This is a genomic window from Paenibacillus sp. 01T431 (assembly GCF_056398625.1).
The window spans coordinates 222,212-243,021 of sequence record NZ_JBFTPT010000006.1; the positions used below are offsets into that span (position 1 = coordinate 222,212).

A 20,810-nucleotide genomic window follows, 5' to 3' on the forward strand; every position below is an offset into this window, starting at 1 on the left:
CCCCCCTTTTAATGTTGCATGAGTTGATCTTTATGCTTAGCCAAAGCTCCTCGCAGCCTCAAAATCGCTTTAGAATGGAGCTGGGATATTCTCGACGGTGATAGTGACATTACTTCAGCAATTTCACTTAATGATAATTCCTCATAATAGAAGAGAGAAACGACTGTTCGTTCCTTTTCCGTAAGTTTTTCAATCCCTTTAACCAATGATTCTTTCAAATAAAACTCATGAACCTTATGATCCGGGTTTTTCGCTTTATCGTCCACTAGCAAAGACATTCTTGTCTCCGATTCCTCTTCACGAATCGGGTCTTCCAATGAGCAAACCGTTGTAACCGCAATATCTTGCAGCATATTAATGAATTCTTTCTCCGTTACATCAAGATAGCGGCTAATTTCTGCATCTGTCACAGAACGCAAGTACTGCTGCTCTAAATGCTGATATGCCTCTTCTACTCGTTTGGCCTTTTCTCGCACAGAACGCGGGACCCAGTCACCTTGTCTTAAGCCATCTATAATAGCGCCGCGAATGCGCCATGACGCATACGTTTCAAACTGCAAGCCGCGGCCGTAATCAAATTTTTCAATTGCATCAATAAGACCCATTACGCCATTGCTTGCAAGGTCATCTCTAATGACGTTTTTCGGGAGTCCAATGGCCATTCGATTCGTTACATAATCAACCAGCGGCAAATATTGTTCAATCAACGTTTTTTTCGCTTCCAAATCGCCTTGTTCTCTCCAGGCTTGCCACATCTGCAAGTTTGTCAAATGAGGGGTCTTCTGCTCAATCATCGACTCACTCTCCTGTCAGGTGACGAATGGCTTTAACCAATTCTTCAGGCTGTGTATTTTTTGTATTTAACAATTGCGGAGGATTTAACGGACGAAAATCGCTTGCATCATCTTTCTGAGTTTCGATTGGCTGCTTGCCAGCACCATCTTTAATCTGTGATTTCAACAATTGATTGATATCTTCTGATTCATCAGGTGTCTGTAAATCTAGCTGACTGCCTTTTCCTTCTTCATCTTCAATTTCCGAGCCTATTAGTGCTGGCGGTTGAAGGATGTATGCCAATATTGCCCGTACTCCATACGCAAGAACAAAAAAAGCGATGAAAGCATACATACTTCTAAGCAGCATAACAGTAATCGGATTGTTACCGATTGAGAAAGCTACCGTAAGCACGGTGCCGAAAATTCCAAATACGACATTCCATCGCCATGTTCCGAACATTTTAAATCTCCTTTGTTCCAAATTGCACACTTCTTATAGAAAGCATTCCGCTAGTACTGTCAAACTCTATCGTTCTACCAAAATTTCCGCCCGTATCCTGAGAGATAATCGGAATTTTGAATCTTCTAAGCATTTCTGTACAGGATTCAACATTGCGCGGGCCAATTCTTAGCGAATCACTGTGTCCAGACATAGCAAACATTTGAGCTCCACCAGCCATCTTAGCTTTCATGCGTTCAATGTATGCACCTGCTGCTATCATCCGATCAAGCAGCTCGGGTATGGCGGTATCTGCATATTTAGCTAGATTCATTTTGGTCTCACGGGCAATGTCTGAAGATGGCAGCATGACATGTGCCATACCGGCTATTTTTCGCGTTGGATCATACAAGGTAAGTCCAACACATGAACCTAAGCCGGTCGTTTTGAGTATCGCCCCATCCGTTGCAATATTTAAATCTGCCATGCCGACTTTGACCAAATTTTGTTGTATCATTCGCTAACGACTCCCAAAGCCCTAAAAATTTTCTCAAACGACTCTGGATCTGGAATGAGGAAAAAATGTCCTTCAAGCGACTGACAATCCTCCAAAAAGGTCGTTTCAATAAGTAGGGCCGAGTCCCCCATCTCTCCGTATTGCATTAAACCGTAGCTAAGCACGGCACCTGCCATATCTACTGCTATAGCGGGTACGGAGGGGGCCATTGCTAAATGAGTGAAATCAGCTAATGAAGATAAATAAGAGCCTGCTAAAATATTGCCAATCTCACAAAGAGCAGACAGCTCCATTTCTGAATAACCGTCCTGCTCTTCAATATTTAAGGAAAGCAGCTGACGCAACAATCGCCTTGCCGAATCTTCTTCAATGATAAAAAACATGTTGCCGGGAGCTTCTCCTTCCACTCGAAGAAAAACAGCAATGACGATTTTTTCGGAACCGCCAACACGCTCTGCAACTTCTTCAAATGGAAGCAAACTTACCTTCGGCACCGCCATATCAACTGGCTTATCTAACAAGCGGGATAATGCAGTAGCAGCATTGCCTGCTCCAATATTGCCGACTTCTTTCAATACATCTAATTCAAATGCTTCAAAGCGGCTAAAAAGGTTCACAAGTTATACCTCAAGCTGCTCAAGTTGAATGATTTCATTCTTGTTGAGCACTTCGGACAAGTTCAGCATGATGAGAAGTCGACCTTCACCAAGCTTTGCAATGCCTCTTAAGTATTTAGCTTTAATGCCTCCAACAATTTCGGGCGGCAAATCAATCGTATCTGTATCAATGTCGATGACATCATTCGCCGAGTCTACGATGAATCCAACTTCGATGTCAGCCACTGAAACAACAATAATTCTTGAGTTTTCTGTAGTTGCCGTTTCCGTTAGATTAAATCTGCCTCTTAGGTCAATGACAGGAACGACCACACCGCGAAGGTTAATAACCCCTTTAATAAAAGTAGCTGTTTTCGGAACGCGTGTAATTGGAGACAATCTTTCAATCGTACGGACCTTATCTACTTCAATTCCATACTCTTCGCTGCCTAGTGCAAACACGATAACCTTTAATTCTTCTCCCATCGTAAAAACCTCCCTATTTGATAAGTGCATTCGGATCGATAATCAATGCGACATAACCATCGCCAAGTATCGTAGCGCCGGAAATTGCTTTAATATTCGTTAAATATTTGCCCAGCGTTTTTAGCACGATTTCACTTTGACCAATAAATTCATCGACCATTACAGCTGCCCACTTCTCGCCTTTTCGAACGACTACAATTTCCGTTTCAAGCTCGTCATTCTCATTAAAATCAGGAGAGTCAAGCACTTTGCTTAGCGATACTAGAGGTATGATGGTATTTCTGAACTCTATCATTTTGTTGCCATGCACTTGAAGAATTTGTTCTTTGCGGATAATGCCTGTCTCAACGATCGAAGACAATGGGATAGCATACTTCTCCGACCCCAGCTTGATCAGCATTGCGGAAATAATGGATAGCGTAAGCGGCAATTGAACAGAAAACTTCGTTCCTCTACCAAATGCAGAATCTATTGTTACGTTTCCGCCTAGAGAAGTAATTTTTGATCGAACGACGTCTAGACCAACACCGCGTCCGGATATGTCCGAAATTTTATCTGCGGTACTGAAGCCAGCCGCAAAAATAAGCATATTAATTTCATCCGGCGTCAGCAGTTTTGCTTCGTCAGCCGTGACGACGCCATTTTTAATGGCTGTTTTTAGCACTCGTTCATGGTGTATGCCGCGGCCATCCTCTTCCACTTCAATGAAGACATGATTTCCGCTATGGAACGCTCGCAAGAAAATCGTACCGGTTTCTGGCTTGCCTGCTGCAATTCTCTCTTCCACCGTTTCGATTCCATGATCAACCGAGTTGCGCAATAGATGAACAAGCGGATCTCCAATTTCGTCGATAACCGTACGGTCAAGTTCCGTATCGGCTCCAGTAATAACAAGATCGATTTTTTTGTCTAGCGATTTAGCTAAATCTCTAATCATACGAGGGAAACGATTGAATACCGAATCCACAGGTACCATGCGAAGCTTAAGTACAATACTTTGAAGATCAGAGCTTACGCGTGCCATATGTTCCACAGTTTCAGTCAAATCACTGCGTTTGATTTCACTAGAAAGCTGTTCCAGCCTAACACGGTCAATAAGCAATTCGCTAAACAAGTTCATGAGCGTATCGAGCCTCTCAATGTCTACACGAATCGTCTTCGACACATTAGCTGGTGTGCTGGCAGCAGGTGCCGATCGAGCTTGTCCTTTTGCTGCTTCAACAGATGTAACTGCTGTTTCGGTTTGCGGCGCAGCCGTTTCAGCAATTTCGACAACCTCTACTGCCGCAGCTGCGTTAGATTGGCCAAGCACGGCTAATGACTCTGCATCCAAAGAAGTTACAACAGCGGATTCAATTTCTGAAATATTAAGCAGCTGCGCTTGAAGATCTTCCTGCTGCAAGCGTGAAATCGTAAATACCGTAAAAGTGAAATTGAATTTTTCTTGTTCAATGTCTTGAACGGATGGATCTGATTTAATAACTTCACCATTGCGCTCTAGCAAATCAAATACCATATAAGCACGAACGGCTTTTAGCAAGCAATTATCGCGAATAGCGATTTGAATATGAAAAACGTTATGTCCTGTTTCTATCGATTGAAGCAAAATCGAAGATTGAAACTCATCAAGCAGCATCGCCCCTGATGCGCTTGATTCTGCAGCACTTGGTGCATTAGCCGCTACGGTTGGAGCCTGAGTCGCTTTGCTTGCGCTATAATCGCTTTTCAAGATGATTTGCAGCGATTCAACGATCGAGGTAACGTCCGCTTTCCCTGTACCGCCGTCCACAATATCCTGAACCATTGCTTCAAGCGCATCTAACCCTTTAAACAAAGTGTCAAAAATAAAGCTGTCCATTTTTAACTTGCTGTTGCGAACGAGGTCAAGCACATTTTCCATTTCATGCGTCAGCGCTGCTAAATCTTCAAAACCCATCGTAGCTGACATTCCTTTGAGCGTATGCGCTGAACGGAATATATTTTGAACGATACTAAGCTCCTCAGGCTCGCTTTCCAGACGAAGCAAATTTTCATTCAAGGATTGCAGGTGATCATTAGATTCATCGATAAACATCGATAAATAGGCATTCATATCCATTTCCTAGCACCTCCTGTTAGTATGGTGAAGCCATTCTAGCTTATCTATTTCAGCACTGCTTGCTTCAGTTGCGATGCAATATGCTGCAGTGGCAATACTTTACTCACACATCCAGCTTCAACAGCCGATCTCGGCATTCCATAAACGACACAGGTCTCTTCTGCTTCTGCTATGGTCGTTTCAATTCCACATTCGGATAACAGCTTCATTCCCTTCGCCCCATCGCTGCCCATGCCTGTCATTATGACCGCATGACGCTTCAGTTCGCGATGTTCAGCCAAGGATTCAAACAATACATCTACAGAAGGACGATGTCCGTTGCGCTGCGGCTGTTCAGTGAGCGCAATTGAGTAGCTGGAAGCATCTTTGACAAGCTCCATATGAAAGCCGCCAGGTGCGATATAGGCAACGCCAGCAACTACTTTCTCTCCCTGCTCTGCTTCTACGACATGAATCTCGCTAAAGCTGTCTAGCCGCTGTGCCAATGATTTGGTGAACTTGGGAGGCATATGCTGAACAATAAGCACCGGTGCTGGGAAATCAGCTGGCAAAGAAGTAATTACCTCATGCAAAGCTCTAGGACCGCCTGTCGAAGTTCCAATGGCTACGATATGTTTAAAGGTAGAAGCTGTCTGGACTGTCTTTGCTTTTTTTGTTGAAGGTGGCTCAGAGAAATGAGATTTAGGTTCAGCCTGCGGTGCCTTTTCGACTGATTTGCGAGGTGCAATCTTAGATTTGGCATCGTTAGGCTTTGCTTCATCTTGCATATTGCTTGTAAGCTTATTATGTAAAGGGGGAACCGAGCGCTGTTGCCCTTGTTTATCTTCCGCTTTCTTGAACGGCAATTTGTTCCGATCTTTAGCAGGAGTAGACAAGGCTTCAAACGGCAGCTCCTCATGGTGTAAAATGTTGTTCGAAACTACTTCTTTTTTCGCTTTTGGCAAGCTGCTATCATCTGCTTTTGTTTCTTGTTTCTCGCTAATCGTAATCACTGGCTGATAACGCTTCGTTAATACTGCGATACGCAATTTCTCAAGCAGAACCTCTCCAACTTGGCGAATATCATTAGAGATCGTTGCTGATGGTTTTCTAATGAAGTCGAATGCACCAAATTGCAGTGCTTTAATCGTTTCTCTTGTATTGTCTTCACTTATACCCGAGAGCATAATGACAGGAGTTGGATGATCCTTCATAATAATCTGCAATGCGTCAATTCCGTTCATTAACGGCATTTCAAGATCTAAGGTAACGACATCCGGTTTCCATTCACGCACCGCTTCAATGGCTTCATGACCGTTTTTAGCTGTAGCTACGATCTTGAACTGTGAATCCTGAATGATTAAATCACTAATGATCTTTCGCATAAATGCGGAATCATCTACAACTAGTACGCGATAAGGAACCATTCCATTTCCTCCTCACTTCCAAAGGATTATCTTGAGAGTCTGAACATTTTATGCAGAAATCCTTTGACACCGCCGTTAATTGCAGTATTCTGTGGTATTTCAAGAAATTGCTTTGCGATCCGGTCAATAGCAACGGATGCTTCGCTTCCAGGATAGGCTACAGTAAAGGGCACTTGACGCTTCACAGCTTTTGACACATTTGGGTCATCCGGCAAAATACCAAGATGAGGCAAATCGGATTGAAGAAACCTGTGTGCAACCATGCTAATTTTATCAGCGGTTTGTTTTCCTTCACGGAAATCAGCGGCTCGATTGACAATTAATTTGAAGTGAACATCCACCTCCATCGCTTTAACCATCTTAATTAAGGCGTAAGCATCTGTAATTGAAGTAGGTTCGGGCGTTGTCACAACGATTGTTTCTTGCGCTGCAGTTATAAATTTAACCGTTTCCTTCGATAGGCCTGCGCCAGTATCAAACAAGATCACATCATACCTGCCATGCAGCTTGCTAATCTCATCAGCGAAACGGTCAAGCTGCTCTGTAGACAAATCCATCAAATCTCTAAAACCAGATCCACCTGCAATAAAGTTCAGCCCTTCCGGACCTTCCTGCACGATTTCCCAAATTGTTTTCTCCTGCTTGAGCAGATGATACAAATTGTACGTGGACGAAACGCCCATAAGCACATCAATGTTGGCCATTCCGATATCTGCATCAAAAACGAGCACTTTTTTACCCAATCGTTGGAGCGCTAATGCAAAATTCAAGCTGAAATTCGACTTTCCAACTCCGCCCTTTCCGCTCGTTACCGTCACTACACGAGTCGTGCGGCCTTCATCTTGAAGCTCCTGCTGCTTGACTAAATTACGTAATGCTTCAGCTTGATCCATCATAAACCGTTGCTCCCGAGCAGCTGCTTAACGTATGAATCCACTTGAAACTTCTCGATATCGTCTGGAACGGTCTGCCCACTCGCCATATAGGTAGGAAGCAATTCAAAATTCATAATGAGATTAAAAATTGCTCCGTAAACCGAAGTTTCATCAAGCTTTGTAAACAACACTTTTCGAACGCCGTATTTGCAAAAATGATTGGCTACTGCTGACATATCCTTCGTCTTGCCAGTCATGCTAAGCACAAGCACCGTTTCGTTAGCCTCGGTCGTTTGAAGCAAGCTGCTGACCTCTGATACATGAAGCTCGCTGCGAAAATTCCTTCCAGCTGTATCCATATAAATGAGCTCTCGCTCTTCAAGCTGCTTGAAAGCACGGGGCAAATCCATCTGCGAGAAAACGACCTCTAGCGGCACGTTCAAGATGTTGGCATAAGTCCTAAGCTGATCCACGGCTGCAATTCGGTAGGTGTCTGAAGTAATGAACCCCACTTTCCTGCCCTGCTTGATTGTTTGTTCAGCTGCAAGCTTCGCAATAGTCGTCGTCTTGCCAACTCCGGTTGGACCAACAAAATGAACCACTCTTACATGACTGCTAATACTGCTGCCACTGTAGGGTTGCAGCCACTCTTGCAGCAGCTCTGCCGCATGCTCCCATATTTGTTCCTTTGAAAAAACGATTTTTTCTTCGGATTCTTTGTCAGAAATAGCTTGTATCAAACGCTCGATCCACTGCAATTCCATTTCTTGTTCTATCAAGTGTTCTCTCAGTGCAATCAAGTGCTCTGACATAGAAATTAGATTGTTTTGCTGTTTCGAGAGTTTTAACATGTATTCTCTTAAATCTCGAATCTCATCGATGATGAATTGCTCTCGTTCTATTTTTTCCTTCTGAGGCTCTGCAATCGGTACCGAAGAAACTGCTTGAACGCTTGGCGGCTCCATTACAGCCGTTGCTGTTCGCTGCGCCGTTTGCAAAATTTGCTCAACGACCGCATCCACTTGAGGATCCGGGTTTCGCTGAGGTTTTACTTGGGGATTCGATTGATTCGATTGATTCGATTCGATAGCGGCGATAACCTCCATCTTTTTCTTACGAAACATCCCCATAAAGCCGCCTACTTTAATTTCCTTCGTATTCAATATAACTGCATCTTTCCCAAGCTCGCTTCGAATCAGAGAGACCGCTTCTGGCAATGCACTGACGACATATCGTTTTACTCTCATAGATTCACCACCCCGACACTCTGAACTTCAATATTTGGTTCAAGTTCACTGTAAGAAAGAACGGGTACATCCTGCATCGTTCTCTCCACAATTTGTCTCAAATACATCCGAATGGTAGGTGATGCGAGTACAACAGGCTGTTGGCCAGCTTGAATCTGACGATTTACATGCTCATTGAGCTTCTGGTAAATCTGTTGAGTGGAAACGGGATCCAGTGCAATATAGCTGCCTTGATCCGATTGCTGCACAGATTCAGCAATTTTTTTCTCAAGCTGCGGTCCTACTGTTATCACTCGTAACGTATCGCTACCAGATGAAAACTGCTGTGTAATTTGTCTTGATAGCGACTGGCGTACATACTCTGTCAATATATCAGGATCTTTCGTATAGTTTCCATGATCCGCTAATGCTTCAAAGATGGTAACTAGATCTCGTATAGAAACCTTTTCTCTTAGAAGCTTCGACAACACTTTTTGTACGTCTCCAATAGTAAGAATAGACGGTATAAGTTCATCGATAAGCGCAGGATAGGACTCTTTTACATTTTCTACGAGCTGCTTCGTTTCTTGACGTCCAATCAGCTCGTGTGCATGTCGTTTAATAATCTCAGTTAAATGTGTAGCAACGACTGAAGGCGGGTCAACGACTGTATAGCCGGAAAGTTCGGCACGTTCCTTCATTTGCTCGTCAATCCAAATCGCAGGCAATCCGAAGGCTGGCTCAGTTGTTTCAATACCAACGACCGAATCGTCCTCAAATCCAGGGCTCATGGCCAAATAATGATTAAGCAGCAAATCGCCGCGAGCGACGGTGTTGCCTTTAATTTTGATGACATACTCATTTGGCTTCAGTTGAATGTTATCCCTGATCCGGATGACTGGTACGACGAGCCCAAGCTCCAGCGCACATTGCCTGCGTATCATGATGATTCGATCAAGCAAATCTCCTCCCTGCTGCGTATCCGCAAGCGGGATAAGACCATAACCAAACTCAAATTCAATCGGATCGACCTGCAAGAGGCTAATTACACTCTCTGGACTGCGAACCTCTTCAATTTGCTGTTCTTCGACAAGCATTTCCTCTTGCTCTTGTTGCTTATGTATAGCTTTCTGCATATACCAGCCGCCAAAGGCTAGCATAATAGCGAATGGCCAAGTCCTTAATGGACCGATAGGTGTAAGGCCTAGCAAAGCGATTGTTCCAGCTGCAATAAATAGCAGCTTCGGGTATTTGAATAGCTGAGCGGTTACATCCTCTGCCAAGTTCCCCTCTGATGCCGCTCTAGTTACGATAAGGCCAGCAGCTGTGGAAATAAGCAATGCAGGTATTTGACTGACGAGACCATCACCAATCGTAAGGATCGAGAACGTCGAAAGCGACTCGCCAAAGCTCAAGCCATGAATCGCCATACCAATGATAAATCCGCCAACTAAGTTGATGACTAGAATGATAATGGAAGCAATTGCATCACCCTTTACAAACTTGCTGGCACCATCCATTGCCCCGTAAAAGTCCGCTTCACGTTCGATTTTTGAACGACGTGCTTTCGCTTGATGTTCATTAATCAAACCAGCATTCAAATCTGCATCAATACTCATTTGTTTACCCGGCATCGCGTCGAGCGTGAATCGTGCTGCAACTTCCGCTACCCGTTCAGAACCTTTCGTAATAACGATGAACTGCACGACTACGAGAATGAGGAAGACGATAAATCCAATTGCAATTTCTCCACCGCCAACCCAACTGCCAAACGTAGCTACGACTTCCCCTGCTTCCGCATGTGACAAAATATTTCTAGTAGTAGAAACGTTCAGCGCAAGTCGGAATAAGGTAGTGATTAGTAGAATTGCCGGAAATATAGAGAAATCAAGAGCTTCCTTTGTATTCATTGCAATAAGTAATATCATCAATGCTATCGAAATGTTTAAAATGATGAGTATATCGAGTAGTAGGACTGGGATCGGGATTATCATCATGAGTACAATTCCAATTACGCCAAATAGTATTACAAAGTCCTTTGCTTTCATGACGCCTCCACCTCCCGTAGTGTTATGATTTCAATCGGCCTTTCATCTTATATACATATGCGAGCACCTCAGCCACAGCTTGGAACAGATCTGGAGGTATGACATCCCCAATCTCCGCTCGTTCATAAAGCGCTCTGGCAAGCGGTTTATTTTCCATTGTCACAACACCGTTTTCTTTCGCTATTTCTCTAATGCGAAGCGCTACATGATCCATACCTTTGGCGATGATTCTTGGCGCTTCCATTTTGGTTGCATCATATTTCAATGCAATAGCGAAGTGTGTAGGGTTGGTAATGATGACATCCGCTTTAGGAACCTCTTGCATCATACGCTGCATGGCCATTTTGCGTTGACGCTCACGAATGCGGCTCTTAATGATCGGGTCACCTTCAGATTTTTTGTATTCATCCTTAATATCCTGCTTAGACATTCTCAAACTTTTGTTATGCTCATAACGCTGATAGAAAAAATCTGCTAATGCGAGTACGGCGAGCACCACACCAATTTCTATACCTAGTTTTATCGTTAAACCCGCGGTAAAACTAAATATTTGTTGGATTGGCAAGCTAGCAAGCACTAATATACGGTTCCATTCTTTGGATATGGTCATATATACAAGCACCGCTACAATAAGCAGTTTTAAAACACTTTTCAAAAATTCGACTACTGTTTTAGCTGAAAAAATTTGCTTAAAGCCGTTGATCGGGTTCAATTTGCTTAATTTCATTTTTAGAGGATCACCGGTTAGCAAAAAACCGTACTGTACAACGTTGCCGAGGACACCGACAAGAACGGTTACCGCAAAGATTGGCAGTAAGATTAGCAGCATTTCAATTGCCACATCATTGAAGAGCGACATAATGTTGCCTGTCGTAACATCCATCAACAGCCAGTCTTCAAACAGATTGCCGAAGAGCATCATGATATGTGTCTTGAAATAATTGCCCATCATAATGAAGCTCATAAAAACAAAAATTAATATTAATGAACCCGGTAAATCAGCCGATCTCGCAATTTGACCCTTTTTTCTTGCTTCATCCTTTTTCTTCGGAGTTGCTTCCTCAGTCTTCTCTTGACTGAAAAGCTGCAAATCAAGCTCTAGACGGTAATTTCGCATGGGAAGCTTCCTCCTATTTCACGTCAGGCGGCGGTCCTTGCACGATACCGAATAACTGCTCCAAAGCATCAAACATGATGGAAAACAATCTTTCGAATATGCCAGCAAGACTTGGCATTAACAACACTAGCAAAATCATGCCTATAATTAGCTTTAGAGGTATCCCAATTACAAAAACATTGAACTGAGGAGCTGTTTTGGTTAAGAAGCCTAATCCAACATCCGTCAGAAACATCGCTACTACTAATGGCGCTGACACTTGAATGGCCAGCAAAAACGTGTTTGCGAATGTTCTTGTTAAAAAATCAGTAATGCTGCCGCTCATTATTCGGCTAAATAAATCATTGGACAAAGGCATCCATTCGTAACTGTCCATAAGGCCTGTTAATAAAAAATGATGACCGTTCATCATTAAGAAAACAACTAAGATCATCATGTATTTAAAATTGCCGAGCAATGGGGCTGACGTACCTGTATGGGGATCTACGATATTTGCCATTGCAAAACCAACCTGCAAATCCATTAAGGCTCCCGCGGTCTGAACGACCGTGAAGAACAAGTAGACTACATACCCAAGCAGTACGCCGACCAATATTTCTCGAACCAGAACCAAAATATATTCAGCGTCCGGAACCATCGTCTGCTTCACGCCGTACGTCAAGAAAACGATAAACGAGATAAAAAATCCGAGCCCAATTTTGAAAACATTCGGCACGCCTCGCGACGAAAAAACAGGCGCTACGACGAAAAACGCAGTTATTCGACAAAAGATTAACAAAAAAATAGGGAAACCCTGTACGATCGCGTTCATACACTCACAACCTAACCGATGTAATTATGAAGATTGTTCAGCAGATTGTAAGTGAAGTCGATAACCGTATTTAGAATCCATGGGCCAAAAATGATGATGGACACGAAAACCGCTACAATTTTCGGAACAAATGCCAGCGTCTGCTCCTGAATCTGTGTTGTTGCTTGAAATATGCTGACTAGTAACCCTACGACCAAAGCAAGAACGAGCATTGGTGCACTGGCTTTCAAAACAACGAATACGGCCTGGCTGGCCAACCCGATTATGAAATCAGTACTCATCAAAAGTCCCTCCCTGCTAGTATCACGTGTTGAAACTTAACAACAAAGATTTTACGATCAAATACCATCCATCTACTAATACAAATAGCAGTATCTTAAACGGCAAGGAAATCATAACAGGAGGCAGCATCATCATCCCCATTGCCATCAATGTGCTTGCGACAATCATATCGATGACTAGAAACGGAATGAATATCATAAATCCCATTATAAAAGCTGTTTTCAACTCGCTTATGGCGTATGCAGGTATTAGTACTGTGATCGGAATCTCTTCAAATGAAGCCGGCTTCTCTGTTTTCGTATAATTCATAAAAAGCATTAAGTCCTTTTCCCTCGTATGAGAGAACATAAACTTCTTCATCGGAACGGAGGCTTCCTTAAAAGCTTCTGTTTGAGAGATTTGACCTTTTAAATAGGGCTGCAATGCAACATCATTTACTTGAGAGAACGTTGGAGCCATGATAAAGAAGGTAAGGAACATTGCCAGTCCAATCAATACTTGATTGGGCGGCATTTGCTGTGTTCCAAGCGATGTTCTTACAAAGCCTAGAACGATAACGATCCTAGTAAAGCTTGTCATTAGCACCATAATCGCTGGTGCGATACTTAGTACTGTAATTAATAGAAGAATGGATAATGCGCTAGTATCGGGCGTGTCACCGCTTCCGTTGCCAATATTGATGGATACGTCGGGTAACGGCTCGGCAAATGCTTGATTATGTAATAACATCGCAAGCAATTGAACAACAACGATTGATATCCACCACTTATTTTTCATCATCCATCAACCGTTCATTTGATTTAGATTCATGCAATAACGATTCCAATTGCTGCTTGCGGTCAGCTTGCTGACTAAGCTTATTTTGCAACAAATCCTGAAAGGAAGACGTCTTGTTCCACTGCTCGTTCGTAGGATCAGAGCCATTCGGATTGTTGCGATTTTTGAACTTCTTAAGTATTTGTGAGACTAGATCCTTTGACCAAGCCGATTCCTGTTGCCGCTCCAGCGCTGAAATAACAGCACTTGCTTGCTCAGGATCATCTAGCTTGTCAATTAGAGTTATGTTCTCGCCGACGCCAACGATATAAATCCGACCTGCAATCTCGACGACTTGTAACGAGTTATTCTGTCCAAGCGCAATACCGCCGAGTGAACGAAGCGATCGATTCGTTCCCCACATGCGATTGCGCTGCGACAACCATTTAATGACTAAAATAATTAATACGATAACGATGGCAAGCGATACGATAACCCAAATCATGTTGCCCGCTAGATCATTTGTTCCGGTAAACATCATTTGTCCTTCATCGTTTGCGCTGCTGCCGCCTTGTGCCGCAGCAGCCGCAAATTGTGGCCCAATCGCCACCCCAAGAGCAGACACCATTGAAATGCGCGAAGCTATGTTAAACATAATGTCTAACCGTTATCCGAGTGTTTTCTTGATCGCTTCAATTACACGATCAGCTTGGAACGGTTTGACGATGAAGTCCTTTGCGCCTGCTTGAATCGCATCAATTACCATTGCTTGCTGACCCATTGCTGAACACATAATTACTTTAGCATTGCTATCAATTTTTTTAATTTCTTTCAGAGCGGAGATTCCGTCCATCTCAGGCATCGTAATATCCATTGTTGTCAAATCAGGTTTCAATTCCTTGTACTTCTCAACTGCTTGTGCGCCGTCTTGGGCTTCACCGACGACTTCGTAGCCGTTCTTTGATAAAATGTCACGAATCATCATGCGCATGAAAGCTGCGTCGTCTACGATAAGAATGCGGTTTGCCATCTTTTTATCCTCCTAGGATGCTATTGTAATTTTTGAATGCGGTCCCATTGGCTTACGATATCCGTTACACGAACACCAAAGTTTTCATCTATGACAACAACCTCGCCTTTTGCGATCAGCTTGTTATTCACTAGGATGTCGACTGGTTCGCCAGCTAGCTTGTCCAGCTCAATAATAGAACCTTGCGACAGCTCCAAAATATCTTTTATCTGCTTTTGGGTCCTTCCTAATTCTACCGTGACCTTAAGCGGTATGTCGAGAAGTAAATTGAGGTTTGTCTCATCTGGCTGAATAATTGGCGCATTGCCAAAATTAGCAAATTGCACAGGCTGTACATTAACATTTCGACTAGCTGCATGACCATATGTATGAGGCCCCGGCGGCTGCATCGACATGTCGTAGCCAGCTGCAGGTGTTTGATACGGCATAGAAGGCATTTGAGGCGCCTGTGAAGCCATATTCATTTGCGGCGGCACAGCGTTCAAATGAGCTGCTGCAGCCGTTTCTTGCATTGCCATAGCTTGTTGTGCTGCCGGCGCTGCTGCAGCCGTTTGAGGCGCTGGAACAGCAGGCTGAGCTGGCTGATCTTCTACCACTCCCATTAATATATCAACCATTTGTTTCGCAAACGGAATGGGCAGCAGCTGMATGATTGTTGAATCTATGAGATCTCCAATCGTAAGCCGGAATGATATTTTTATAAACATATCTACCGGTGGCAAATGCTCCATGCCATCACCGTTATTAACATCTAGAATGTCAATGCCCGGCGGCGAAATATTGACAAAACGATTAAATATCGTTGACATCGACGTAGCAGATGATCCCATCATTTGATTCATCGCTTCTTGAACTGCACTAATGTGAATTTCATTAAGCTCTTCTACAGTGATGTTGGTGCCTTCACCGCCAAGCATCAAATCAGCAATGATTTGGGCATCTTTTGTTTTTATGACAAGTGAATTAATGCCTTGAAAGCCGTCTACGTATTGCACGCTAACTGCAACATGAGGCTTAGGGAAAATGTCAGCAAGCTCATCTTTTCTTACAATAGTAACTTGTGGTGTAGTAATATCTACTTTCTTGCCAAGCAACGTTGACAATGCTGTTGCCGCACTGCCAAATGTTATGTTTCCAATCTCACCCAGAGCAGACTGTTCCATATCGGATAAAAAGTCTGAAAGTTGTGTTCCGACTTCAGTGTGCTGCTCCGGTTCCGGCTCACTGGAGGATTGACGTAGCAATGCATCAATTTCCTCTTGTGACAAATAGTCCTTACTCGTCATAATCTTCTTCCACTCCTTCAGTGACAATCTCATCTACTTGAACAGCTAGCCGATCCTTAACAGAGCCTGCACTGCCAATGAATTTAAGCTTGTCTCCAACTTTAATGTTGAGACCATCATTAACTGATTTATTCAATGAAATAACATCACCAATATTCAGTCCTAGAAACTCTTGAATGGTTAGCGACGATTCGCCAAGCTCGGCTACGATAGGAAGCTTCGCTTTATTTACTCGCTGCTCCAATATTTCAACTTCCTCTGGCGCGCGAGCTTTCTTCTGCGATACAAACCAGTGATGAACAGACAGCCTGGACATAATCGGTTCAATAACGACATGAGGAATACAAAGGTTAATCATACCCGTCGTATCGCCGATTTTGGTGCTGAATGAAATGAGAGCGATCGTTTCATTGGGCGATACAATTTGCATGAACTGCGGGTTCGTTTCCAATGCTTCCAGCCTAGGAGAAATATCGATTACTGTTTTCCAAGCCTCCTGCAAGCCTTCAAACGTTCGACTGAAAATTTTCTCCATAATAATGGTTTCAATTTCAGTTAAGTTGTTGATTTTGGATGGCGCTATGCCTTGTCCGCCTAACATTCGATCCAGCATTGCGTACGCTACGTTTGGATGAACTTCAAGCACCATACGACCTTCCAGCGGCTCCGCTTCAAAAATGTTCAATATCGTCATCTTTGGTATCGAACGAATAAATTCATCGTAAGGCAATTGCTCGACCTGCACGACATTAATTTGAACAAATGTGCGAAGTTGTGCTGAGAAATAGGTTGTCAAATACCGTGCGAAGTTTTCATGAATCCGCGTCAAACTTCTAATATGATCCTTCGAAAAACGTACGGCGCGTTTGAAATTATACACACTGACTTTTCGCGTCGTTTCTTCCTTCTTTAAATCCTCTGCATCCATTTCACCGGAATCCAAGGCAGCTAGTAGCGCATCAATTTCATTTTGCGATAAAACATCAACCAAATATCTCACCTCCTTCGAGGAATGTCTGCGTAGTCAGTTAAAGTGGAGCAAGTGTAAAGTCTGTGATTTCTACCTTAATCAACTTACCTTTAGGAATAATAGGATTGATTAAGTTGAGAAGCTTCGACTCAAGTGCGTCTTCACCTTGAGAACCCTGCAGCTCATCTGCTGTCATATCAGCAATAACACGGTTAATAATTGGGCGAACTTCAATCTCAAGCAGTTTATCAAAATCTTCTTTTGTTTTCTTCTTGTCGAGCTGGAAAGCAAAACTCAAAATAACGACATATTCACGATCTTTCAGATTTCTTCTGAATTCCTTTAATTCAGAAGTTACGGCCACACGCTCATCAGCCGATAAAGCTTTAACCTCAATCGTTTTTGTCTCCGTCGCCTGCTCCTTAGGGTCAGTAAAAAACGACTTGAACAAGATGATTGAAACAATGGCGATTAAAGTTATGGATAACAAAATCGTAATTAACCAAGGTAGCATTTTCTTCATGACGATGGACCCTCCGTTTGCTCACTCTTTTGGGCCGCCGCAATAAGGCCAATTGTGCGAAGATACTGCCCATTAAGCTGCAACAGTTCCGTTGTTTTTTCTTTTACAACCAGCTTCTTGCCCGTCGTAAGTGTAATCACCGTATCCGCTGATTCTTCAATCATTTCAATTAATAAAGCATTTATTGTGACCTTTGTTCCGTTCAACCGCGTTACGGTAATCATCAGTTGCCCCCTCACACCTAGGGGAGGCGTTAAGCCTCCCGCTCGTTATGACTTACTTATCGTTTTAGATTAACTACCTCTTGCAAAATTTCATCAGAAGTTGTAATGATACGTGAATTCGCTTGGAAACCACGTTGTGCAACGATCATTTCTGTAAATTCAGCAGTTAAGTCAACGTTAGACATTTCCAGCTGACCGGCAATGATTGCGCCTGTACCGAATTCAGGATCAGTCGCGAACGTCATGAAATCCTCAATAGAAGCATCCGGATTAGCATTCGCTGTAACACGGTACATATTGCCGCCCAGTTTCTCAAGACCACTTGGATTTACAACTTTGGCTACGCCAAGCTGTGCAACGGCTTCCGTACCATCCGCTGTTACACCCATGATTGTTCCGTCTTGACCAATGGAAAACGCCGTAATTGCCTCATCAAGTACGATAGGCTCTTGATCAACGCTTAGTACGAAATAGCCATCGCCTGTAACAAGCTGTCTATTCGAGTCAAGCGTAAAGTTGCCCGCACGTGTTAAAAGCATTTCAGAATCTTCGCTCGCTCTAACTACGAAAAATCCGTCTCCGTCAATACGAAGGTCTGTCGGTTGGTTCGTTGTCATTGCGCTTCCTGCGGTATGTACGGTATCGATAGAGCCGATAGACACGCCGAGTCCGATTTGTTTTGCGTTAACGCCACCGCGCACGCCTTCCTCAGGTGCGGTAACGCCCGCAACCGTTTGGCTCAAAATATCTTTGAACATGACGCGCCCTGCTTTAAAGCCAACCGTGTTCACGTTCGCAATATTGTTACCAATAACGTCTAGCTTTGTTTGGAAGCCGCGCATACCGGACACGCCCGAATACATCGATCTTAGCATTTTCGTAATTCCTCCTAGGGAATGGATTAAAATCTTATGGGCTTCAAAAAAATGTTAGCACTATCATAAACTGCTTCAATCGGTCCACAGCTTGAGGCTCCCTGATAGGTCCAGCCTTACGATAATATAATAGCGCTGTCTATTTGCGTAAATACGTTGCTTCGCATTTGCGCGCCATCCATTGCAGTCACAACTGTACGGCTTGGGACATTCACAATCATGGCAATGTCTCGGAAAACGATTAATGAATCCTGAGCGCCTTTGGATGCAGCCTCTTCGACCGCATTCATTATTTTGGTTAATGACTCTGGTTGCAAGTTAATGCCTCGCTGCTGCATTCTAACCTCGGCATGATGACTAAACTTTAAAACCTTGCCATTAAGTATTTCTTGAAATTCAGATGGCTGAGCTGAACGGTTGACAACTGTCTTGCTAGGCTGCAGAGGTGTCGACTTAACCGGGAAAATATGACCGATTTTTATGCCTTCACTCATTATTTATCAGCCCCTTCCTCAGCACCAGCTGGATCCGAAGGATTCTTGTCTACGCCGTTATCTTCCCCTGTAGAATCCTCTGGCGTTGGTGTTTCACCCGTTGTTTCCGAGATAGAGTTGACATAATCAAGAGCAATCTCGGCTCCGCCTACCCTTGCATAAAGGAGACCATCCTTCGAAATAATGGAATCAACTACGCCTTTGGCGGTCTTGATTGCACCAGCATCATCATATTCATTCCATTCAATCGTTTTACCGATTAAGCTGGATGCTGAACCAATGTTTTGACGCATTAAAGATAGCTCGGTGGACATATTCATCAGCTGCTCTACAGAAGTAAATTGCGCCATCTGAGCGATGAACTCTTTATCCTGAAGCGGCTGCATGGGATCCTGGTTGCGAAGCTGCGTAACGAGAATACTTAGAAATTGATCTTTTCCAAGCGTATCCGTGTTTTTTTTGTTTGCTGCAGCTTGTACATTCTCTTTGCTGTAATTCGGCCAAACTACGCGAGTAGAAACGCTATCTGCCATTTCCGATCACCTCCGATCTCTCTAACCCTCTACTAACTCCACTACGCTTTAACGTTGATGCCTCTGCCAAATCCAAGACCCTGAATTGTCGCTTGTTGAACCATTTCGGTTTCAAATTGAGACTCATTCACAGTATCGTCAGTGTTCACAGCATTACGATTGGATGACTGCTGCTGATTGCTTCCTTGTCCATGCTGCTGTTGAAACAGCTGCGCAGCTGATTGACCTTGCGAAACCTCAAGCTTATCTACCATAAGGCCTTGTGCTTGAAGCGCTGACCGCAGTTGAGCCATTTGATTATCCAGCATGTCCTTGGCCATTGCCGTATCTGTTTGGAAGATCGCGGTTAGAAGTCCATTTTGCATCGTTATTTTAACGTCTACTTGCCCTAAATGCTCTGGGTATAACATGAGCTTCGCTTCTGAAACGCCATTCAATGTTGTAAGATCAAATTTCTGTACGATCATACCTGTCATGGATTGGGCAAATTCATCAGCGACAACAAATGAAGTAGCTGCTGCATTAGCAACAAGAGAAGTAAACGTCCGCATTGTATCCGGATTGTTTGTTCCAAGCTGCATTTGCGGAATCAATTCAATAGAAGAGTCAGATACATCTGATGCGATTGCCTGCTCCATACCCTGAACTGCAGTTGTTAATAATGCAGGATGGGCGGTTTGCTGTGACAGTCGTTGCAATAGCGTACTAACGTCAGCTTGCTGTACATTTTGAGCCGTAAACAGTTGTTGTGTAAAAGCGGTCGATTTCGTATGAGTCTTAGTCGTATCCACCGGCTCGCCTTCCAAAATCGCTGTTAACGCCTTAAGCTGTTGTGCCACCAAAACCGTTGGCTCTTGCTGTCCAACCAATTTTGTTGTTCCCTGCTGCAGCATCACTTGCATTTGCAGCAACGTATCCTGCAGGCTTGATTTGATATTTACTGCATTCTTCCCCTCTAATGAAATAGAGGAATCTTCCTCACCGCTAGTCGGTTGACCAATCGGTTGCTGAATGACAGGCACTGGAATGCCAAGCAGAGCAAGCAAAGCATTCATTTGATCAAGCACGTCTTCCAACTGTTGGAGCTGCTGATCATCTTCAAGAGAAGCCTTGCCGTCTTCACCATTTGTTGCATCCAATTGCGCTAGCAAACCATCGATGATTGACATGAGGTCAGATAATGTTGGTGCTGCAGCAGCGCCATCCACCAAAGCCATAGCTTCCTTAGATACGTTTGCAACTAAAGGTGCAGCTTGTGTCTGACTGCTGCTGCCAGCAGTTTCGCTATTAATTTGCTGCACTAACGTTTTCTGAAACGCTGCTCCGCTTGTATTGCCGCTCGCTTGTCCAGTTGTTGTACCTTGTGCTTGCGGTTGTACTACAGCAACTTGTGAAATGTTCATTTCCATTTTTCTCACCTCCTTTCAAATAGAGGGAAAACA

Annotated in this window: 24 protein-coding genes; all 24 read right to left on the bottom strand. The window is 43.6% G+C overall.

The features are described from left to right. Positions 1 to 8: 8 nt before the first annotated feature. A complete protein-coding gene (locus tag AC1DM9_RS13070; protein WP_339208940.1) occupies positions 9 to 794 on the bottom strand; it encodes a FliA/WhiG family RNA polymerase sigma factor in 786 nt (261 codons plus the stop codon). 4 nt (positions 795 to 798) lie between these two features. Then, the gene (locus AC1DM9_RS13075) at positions 799 to 1,236 is read right to left on the bottom strand and encodes a hypothetical protein (RefSeq protein ID WP_076269170.1); all 438 of its coding nucleotides are present in this window, start codon (positions 1,234 to 1,236) and stop codon (positions 799 to 801) included. A gap of 1 nt (position 1,237) precedes the next feature. Further along, positions 1,238 to 1,732: a chemotaxis protein CheD gene (locus AC1DM9_RS13080; RefSeq protein ID WP_076269169.1), complete on the bottom strand. Its 495-nt coding sequence runs from the start codon at positions 1,730 to 1,732 to the stop codon at positions 1,238 to 1,240. Continuing rightward, positions 1,729 to 2,349 carry a chemotaxis protein CheC gene (locus AC1DM9_RS13085; protein ID WP_076269168.1) on the bottom strand — a complete coding sequence of 207 codons (621 nt, stop codon included), beginning with the start codon at positions 2,347 to 2,349 and terminating at the stop codon, positions 1,729 to 1,731. Before AC1DM9_RS13085 ends, AC1DM9_RS13080 begins: the two co-directional genes overlap by 4 nt. Before the next feature lie 3 nt (positions 2,350 to 2,352). Further along, the gene (locus tag AC1DM9_RS13090) at positions 2,353 to 2,814 is read right to left on the bottom strand and encodes a chemotaxis protein CheW (protein ID WP_076269167.1); all 462 of its coding nucleotides are present in this window, start codon (positions 2,812 to 2,814) and stop codon (positions 2,353 to 2,355) included. A 13-nt stretch (positions 2,815 to 2,827) separates the two neighbouring features. Continuing rightward, complete coding sequence (locus AC1DM9_RS13095; protein ID WP_477580341.1) at positions 2,828 to 4,912, bottom strand: chemotaxis protein CheW; 2,085 nt, start codon at positions 4,910 to 4,912, stop codon at positions 2,828 to 2,830. Between the two features lie 44 nt (positions 4,913 to 4,956). Further along, a complete protein-coding gene (locus tag AC1DM9_RS13100) occupies positions 4,957 to 6,318 on the bottom strand; it encodes a protein-glutamate methylesterase/protein-glutamine glutaminase (protein WP_441881270.1) in 1,362 nt (453 codons plus the stop codon). Between the two features lie 26 nt (positions 6,319 to 6,344). Then, positions 6,345 to 7,214 carry a MinD/ParA family protein gene (locus AC1DM9_RS13105; RefSeq protein WP_339208931.1) on the bottom strand — a complete coding sequence of 290 codons (870 nt, stop codon included), beginning with the start codon at positions 7,212 to 7,214 and terminating at the stop codon, positions 6,345 to 6,347. Next, positions 7,211 to 8,440, bottom strand: a complete 1,230-nt coding sequence (gene flhF / locus AC1DM9_RS13110) for a flagellar biosynthesis protein FlhF (RefSeq protein WP_477580343.1) — start codon at positions 8,438 to 8,440, stop codon at positions 7,211 to 7,213. The genes AC1DM9_RS13105 and flhF overlap by 4 nt, the downstream gene beginning before the upstream one ends. Next, positions 8,437 to 10,467, bottom strand: coding sequence for a flagellar biosynthesis protein FlhA (gene flhA, locus AC1DM9_RS13115; protein WP_076269162.1), 2,031 nt, complete (start codon positions 10,465 to 10,467; stop codon positions 8,437 to 8,439). The genes flhF and flhA overlap by 4 nt, the downstream gene beginning before the upstream one ends. 22 nt (positions 10,468 to 10,489) lie before the next feature. After that, positions 10,490 to 11,584 carry a flagellar biosynthesis protein FlhB gene (gene flhB / locus AC1DM9_RS13120; protein ID WP_076269161.1) on the bottom strand — a complete coding sequence of 365 codons (1,095 nt, stop codon included), beginning with the start codon at positions 11,582 to 11,584 and terminating at the stop codon, positions 10,490 to 10,492. 13 nt (positions 11,585 to 11,597) lie between these two features. After that, a complete protein-coding gene (gene fliR, locus AC1DM9_RS13125; protein ID WP_076269160.1) occupies positions 11,598 to 12,395 on the bottom strand; it encodes a flagellar biosynthetic protein FliR in 798 nt (265 codons plus the stop codon). Positions 12,396 to 12,406: 11 nt separating this feature from the next. Then, positions 12,407 to 12,676: a flagellar biosynthesis protein FliQ gene (gene fliQ / locus AC1DM9_RS13130; protein WP_054028974.1), complete on the bottom strand. Its 270-nt coding sequence runs from the start codon at positions 12,674 to 12,676 to the stop codon at positions 12,407 to 12,409. Positions 12,677 to 12,698: 22 nt separating this feature from the next. Beyond that, positions 12,699 to 13,406, bottom strand: coding sequence for a flagellar type III secretion system pore protein FliP (gene fliP / locus AC1DM9_RS13135; protein ID WP_372239010.1), 708 nt, complete (start codon positions 13,404 to 13,406; stop codon positions 12,699 to 12,701). A 37-nt stretch (positions 13,407 to 13,443) separates the two neighbouring features. Next, positions 13,444 to 14,088 (bottom strand): flagellar biosynthetic protein FliO, encoded by a 645-nt coding sequence (locus AC1DM9_RS13140; RefSeq protein ID WP_477580345.1) that lies wholly within the window; start codon positions 14,086 to 14,088, stop codon positions 13,444 to 13,446. 12 nt (positions 14,089 to 14,100) lie between these two features. After that, positions 14,101 to 14,463, bottom strand: a complete 363-nt coding sequence (locus AC1DM9_RS13145) for a response regulator (RefSeq protein ID WP_076269158.1) — start codon at positions 14,461 to 14,463, stop codon at positions 14,101 to 14,103. 20 nt (positions 14,464 to 14,483) lie between these two features. Then, the gene (gene fliY / locus AC1DM9_RS13150) at positions 14,484 to 15,749 is read right to left on the bottom strand and encodes a flagellar motor switch phosphatase FliY (RefSeq protein WP_477580347.1); all 1,266 of its coding nucleotides are present in this window, start codon (positions 15,747 to 15,749) and stop codon (positions 14,484 to 14,486) included. After that, positions 15,739 to 16,740, bottom strand: coding sequence for a flagellar motor switch protein FliM (fliM, locus tag AC1DM9_RS13155; RefSeq protein ID WP_054028979.1), 1,002 nt, complete (start codon positions 16,738 to 16,740; stop codon positions 15,739 to 15,741). The genes fliY and fliM overlap by 11 nt, the downstream gene beginning before the upstream one ends. Before the next feature lie 37 nt (positions 16,741 to 16,777). Then, positions 16,778 to 17,242 carry a flagellar basal body-associated FliL family protein gene (locus AC1DM9_RS13160; protein WP_076269156.1) on the bottom strand — a complete coding sequence of 155 codons (465 nt, stop codon included), beginning with the start codon at positions 17,240 to 17,242 and terminating at the stop codon, positions 16,778 to 16,780. Continuing rightward, positions 17,239 to 17,466, bottom strand: a complete 228-nt coding sequence (locus AC1DM9_RS13165) for a flagellar FlbD family protein (RefSeq protein WP_054028981.1) — start codon at positions 17,464 to 17,466, stop codon at positions 17,239 to 17,241. The genes AC1DM9_RS13160 and AC1DM9_RS13165 overlap by 4 nt, the downstream gene beginning before the upstream one ends. 56 nt (positions 17,467 to 17,522) lie before the next feature. After that, entirely contained in the window at positions 17,523 to 18,341 is an 819-nt protein-coding gene (gene flgG / locus AC1DM9_RS13170) for a flagellar basal body rod protein FlgG (protein ID WP_076269155.1), read from the bottom strand. Between the two features lie 116 nt (positions 18,342 to 18,457). Continuing rightward, positions 18,458 to 18,835, bottom strand: a complete 378-nt coding sequence (locus AC1DM9_RS13175) for a TIGR02530 family flagellar biosynthesis protein (protein WP_441881284.1) — start codon at positions 18,833 to 18,835, stop codon at positions 18,458 to 18,460. Beyond that, positions 18,835 to 19,368: a flagellar hook capping FlgD N-terminal domain-containing protein gene (locus tag AC1DM9_RS13180; RefSeq protein WP_477527611.1), complete on the bottom strand. Its 534-nt coding sequence runs from the start codon at positions 19,366 to 19,368 to the stop codon at positions 18,835 to 18,837. Before AC1DM9_RS13180 ends, AC1DM9_RS13175 begins: the two co-directional genes overlap by 1 nt. A 41-nt stretch (positions 19,369 to 19,409) precedes the next feature. Continuing rightward, entirely contained in the window at positions 19,410 to 20,777 is a 1,368-nt protein-coding gene (locus tag AC1DM9_RS13185) for a flagellar hook-length control protein FliK (RefSeq protein ID WP_477550290.1), read from the bottom strand. Positions 20,778 to 20,810: the final 33 nt, after the last annotated feature.

Bases quoted from the DNA above. Each gene is read 5' to 3' on its own strand.
- AC1DM9_RS13070 (WP_339208940.1), bottom strand. From the start codon at position 794: ATGATTGAGCAGAAGACCCCTCATTTGACAAACTTGCAGATGTGGCAA.
- AC1DM9_RS13075 (WP_076269170.1), bottom strand. From the start codon at position 1,236: ATGTTCGGAACATGGCGATGGAATGTCGTATTTGGAATTTTCGGCACC.
- AC1DM9_RS13080 (WP_076269169.1), bottom strand. From the start codon at position 1,732: ATGATACAACAAAATTTGGTCAAAGTCGGCATGGCAGATTTAAATATT.
- AC1DM9_RS13090 (WP_076269167.1), bottom strand. From the start codon at position 2,814: ATGGGAGAAGAATTAAAGGTTATCGTGTTTGCACTAGGCAGCGAAGAG.
- AC1DM9_RS13095 (WP_477580341.1), bottom strand. From the start codon at position 4,912: ATGGATATGAATGCCTATTTATCGATGTTTATCGATGAATCTAATGAT.
- AC1DM9_RS13100 (WP_441881270.1), bottom strand. From the start codon at position 6,318: ATGGTTCCTTATCGCGTACTAGTTGTAGATGATTCCGCATTTATGCGA.
- AC1DM9_RS13105 (WP_339208931.1), bottom strand. From the start codon at position 7,214: ATGATGGATCAAGCTGAAGCATTACGTAATTTAGTCAAGCAGCAGGAG.
- flhF (WP_477580343.1), bottom strand. From the start codon at position 8,440: ATGAGAGTAAAACGATATGTCGTCAGTGCATTGCCAGAAGCGGTCTCT.
- flhA (WP_076269162.1), bottom strand. From the start codon at position 10,467: ATGAAAGCAAAGGACTTTGTAATACTATTTGGCGTAATTGGAATTGTA.
- flhB (WP_076269161.1), bottom strand. From the start codon at position 11,584: ATGCGAAATTACCGTCTAGAGCTTGATTTGCAGCTTTTCAGTCAAGAG.
- fliR (WP_076269160.1), bottom strand. From the start codon at position 12,395: ATGAACGCGATCGTACAGGGTTTCCCTATTTTTTTGTTAATCTTTTGT.
- fliQ (WP_054028974.1), bottom strand. From the start codon at position 12,676: ATGAGTACTGATTTCATAATCGGGTTGGCCAGCCAGGCCGTATTCGTT.
- fliP (WP_372239010.1), bottom strand. From the start codon at position 13,406: ATGTTATTACATAATCAAGCATTTGCCGAGCCGTTACCCGACGTATCC.
- AC1DM9_RS13140 (WP_477580345.1), bottom strand. From the start codon at position 14,088: ATGTTTAACATAGCTTCGCGCATTTCAATGGTGTCTGCTCTTGGGGTG.
- AC1DM9_RS13145 (WP_076269158.1), bottom strand. From the start codon at position 14,463: ATGGCAAACCGCATTCTTATCGTAGACGACGCAGCTTTCATGCGCATG.
- AC1DM9_RS13160 (WP_076269156.1), bottom strand. From the start codon at position 17,242: ATGAAGAAAATGCTACCTTGGTTAATTACGATTTTGTTATCCATAACT.
- AC1DM9_RS13165 (WP_054028981.1), bottom strand. From the start codon at position 17,466: ATGATTACCGTAACGCGGTTGAACGGAACAAAGGTCACAATAAATGCT.
- flgG (WP_076269155.1), bottom strand. From the start codon at position 18,341: ATGCTAAGATCGATGTATTCGGGCGTGTCCGGTATGCGCGGCTTCCAA.
- AC1DM9_RS13175 (WP_441881284.1), bottom strand. From the start codon at position 18,835: ATGAGTGAAGGCATAAAAATCGGTCATATTTTCCCGGTTAAGTCGACA.
- AC1DM9_RS13180 (WP_477527611.1), bottom strand. From the start codon at position 19,368: ATGGCAGATAGCGTTTCTACTCGCGTAGTTTGGCCGAATTACAGCAAA.
- AC1DM9_RS13185 (WP_477550290.1), bottom strand. From the start codon at position 20,777: ATGGAAATGAACATTTCACAAGTTGCTGTAGTACAACCGCAAGCACAA.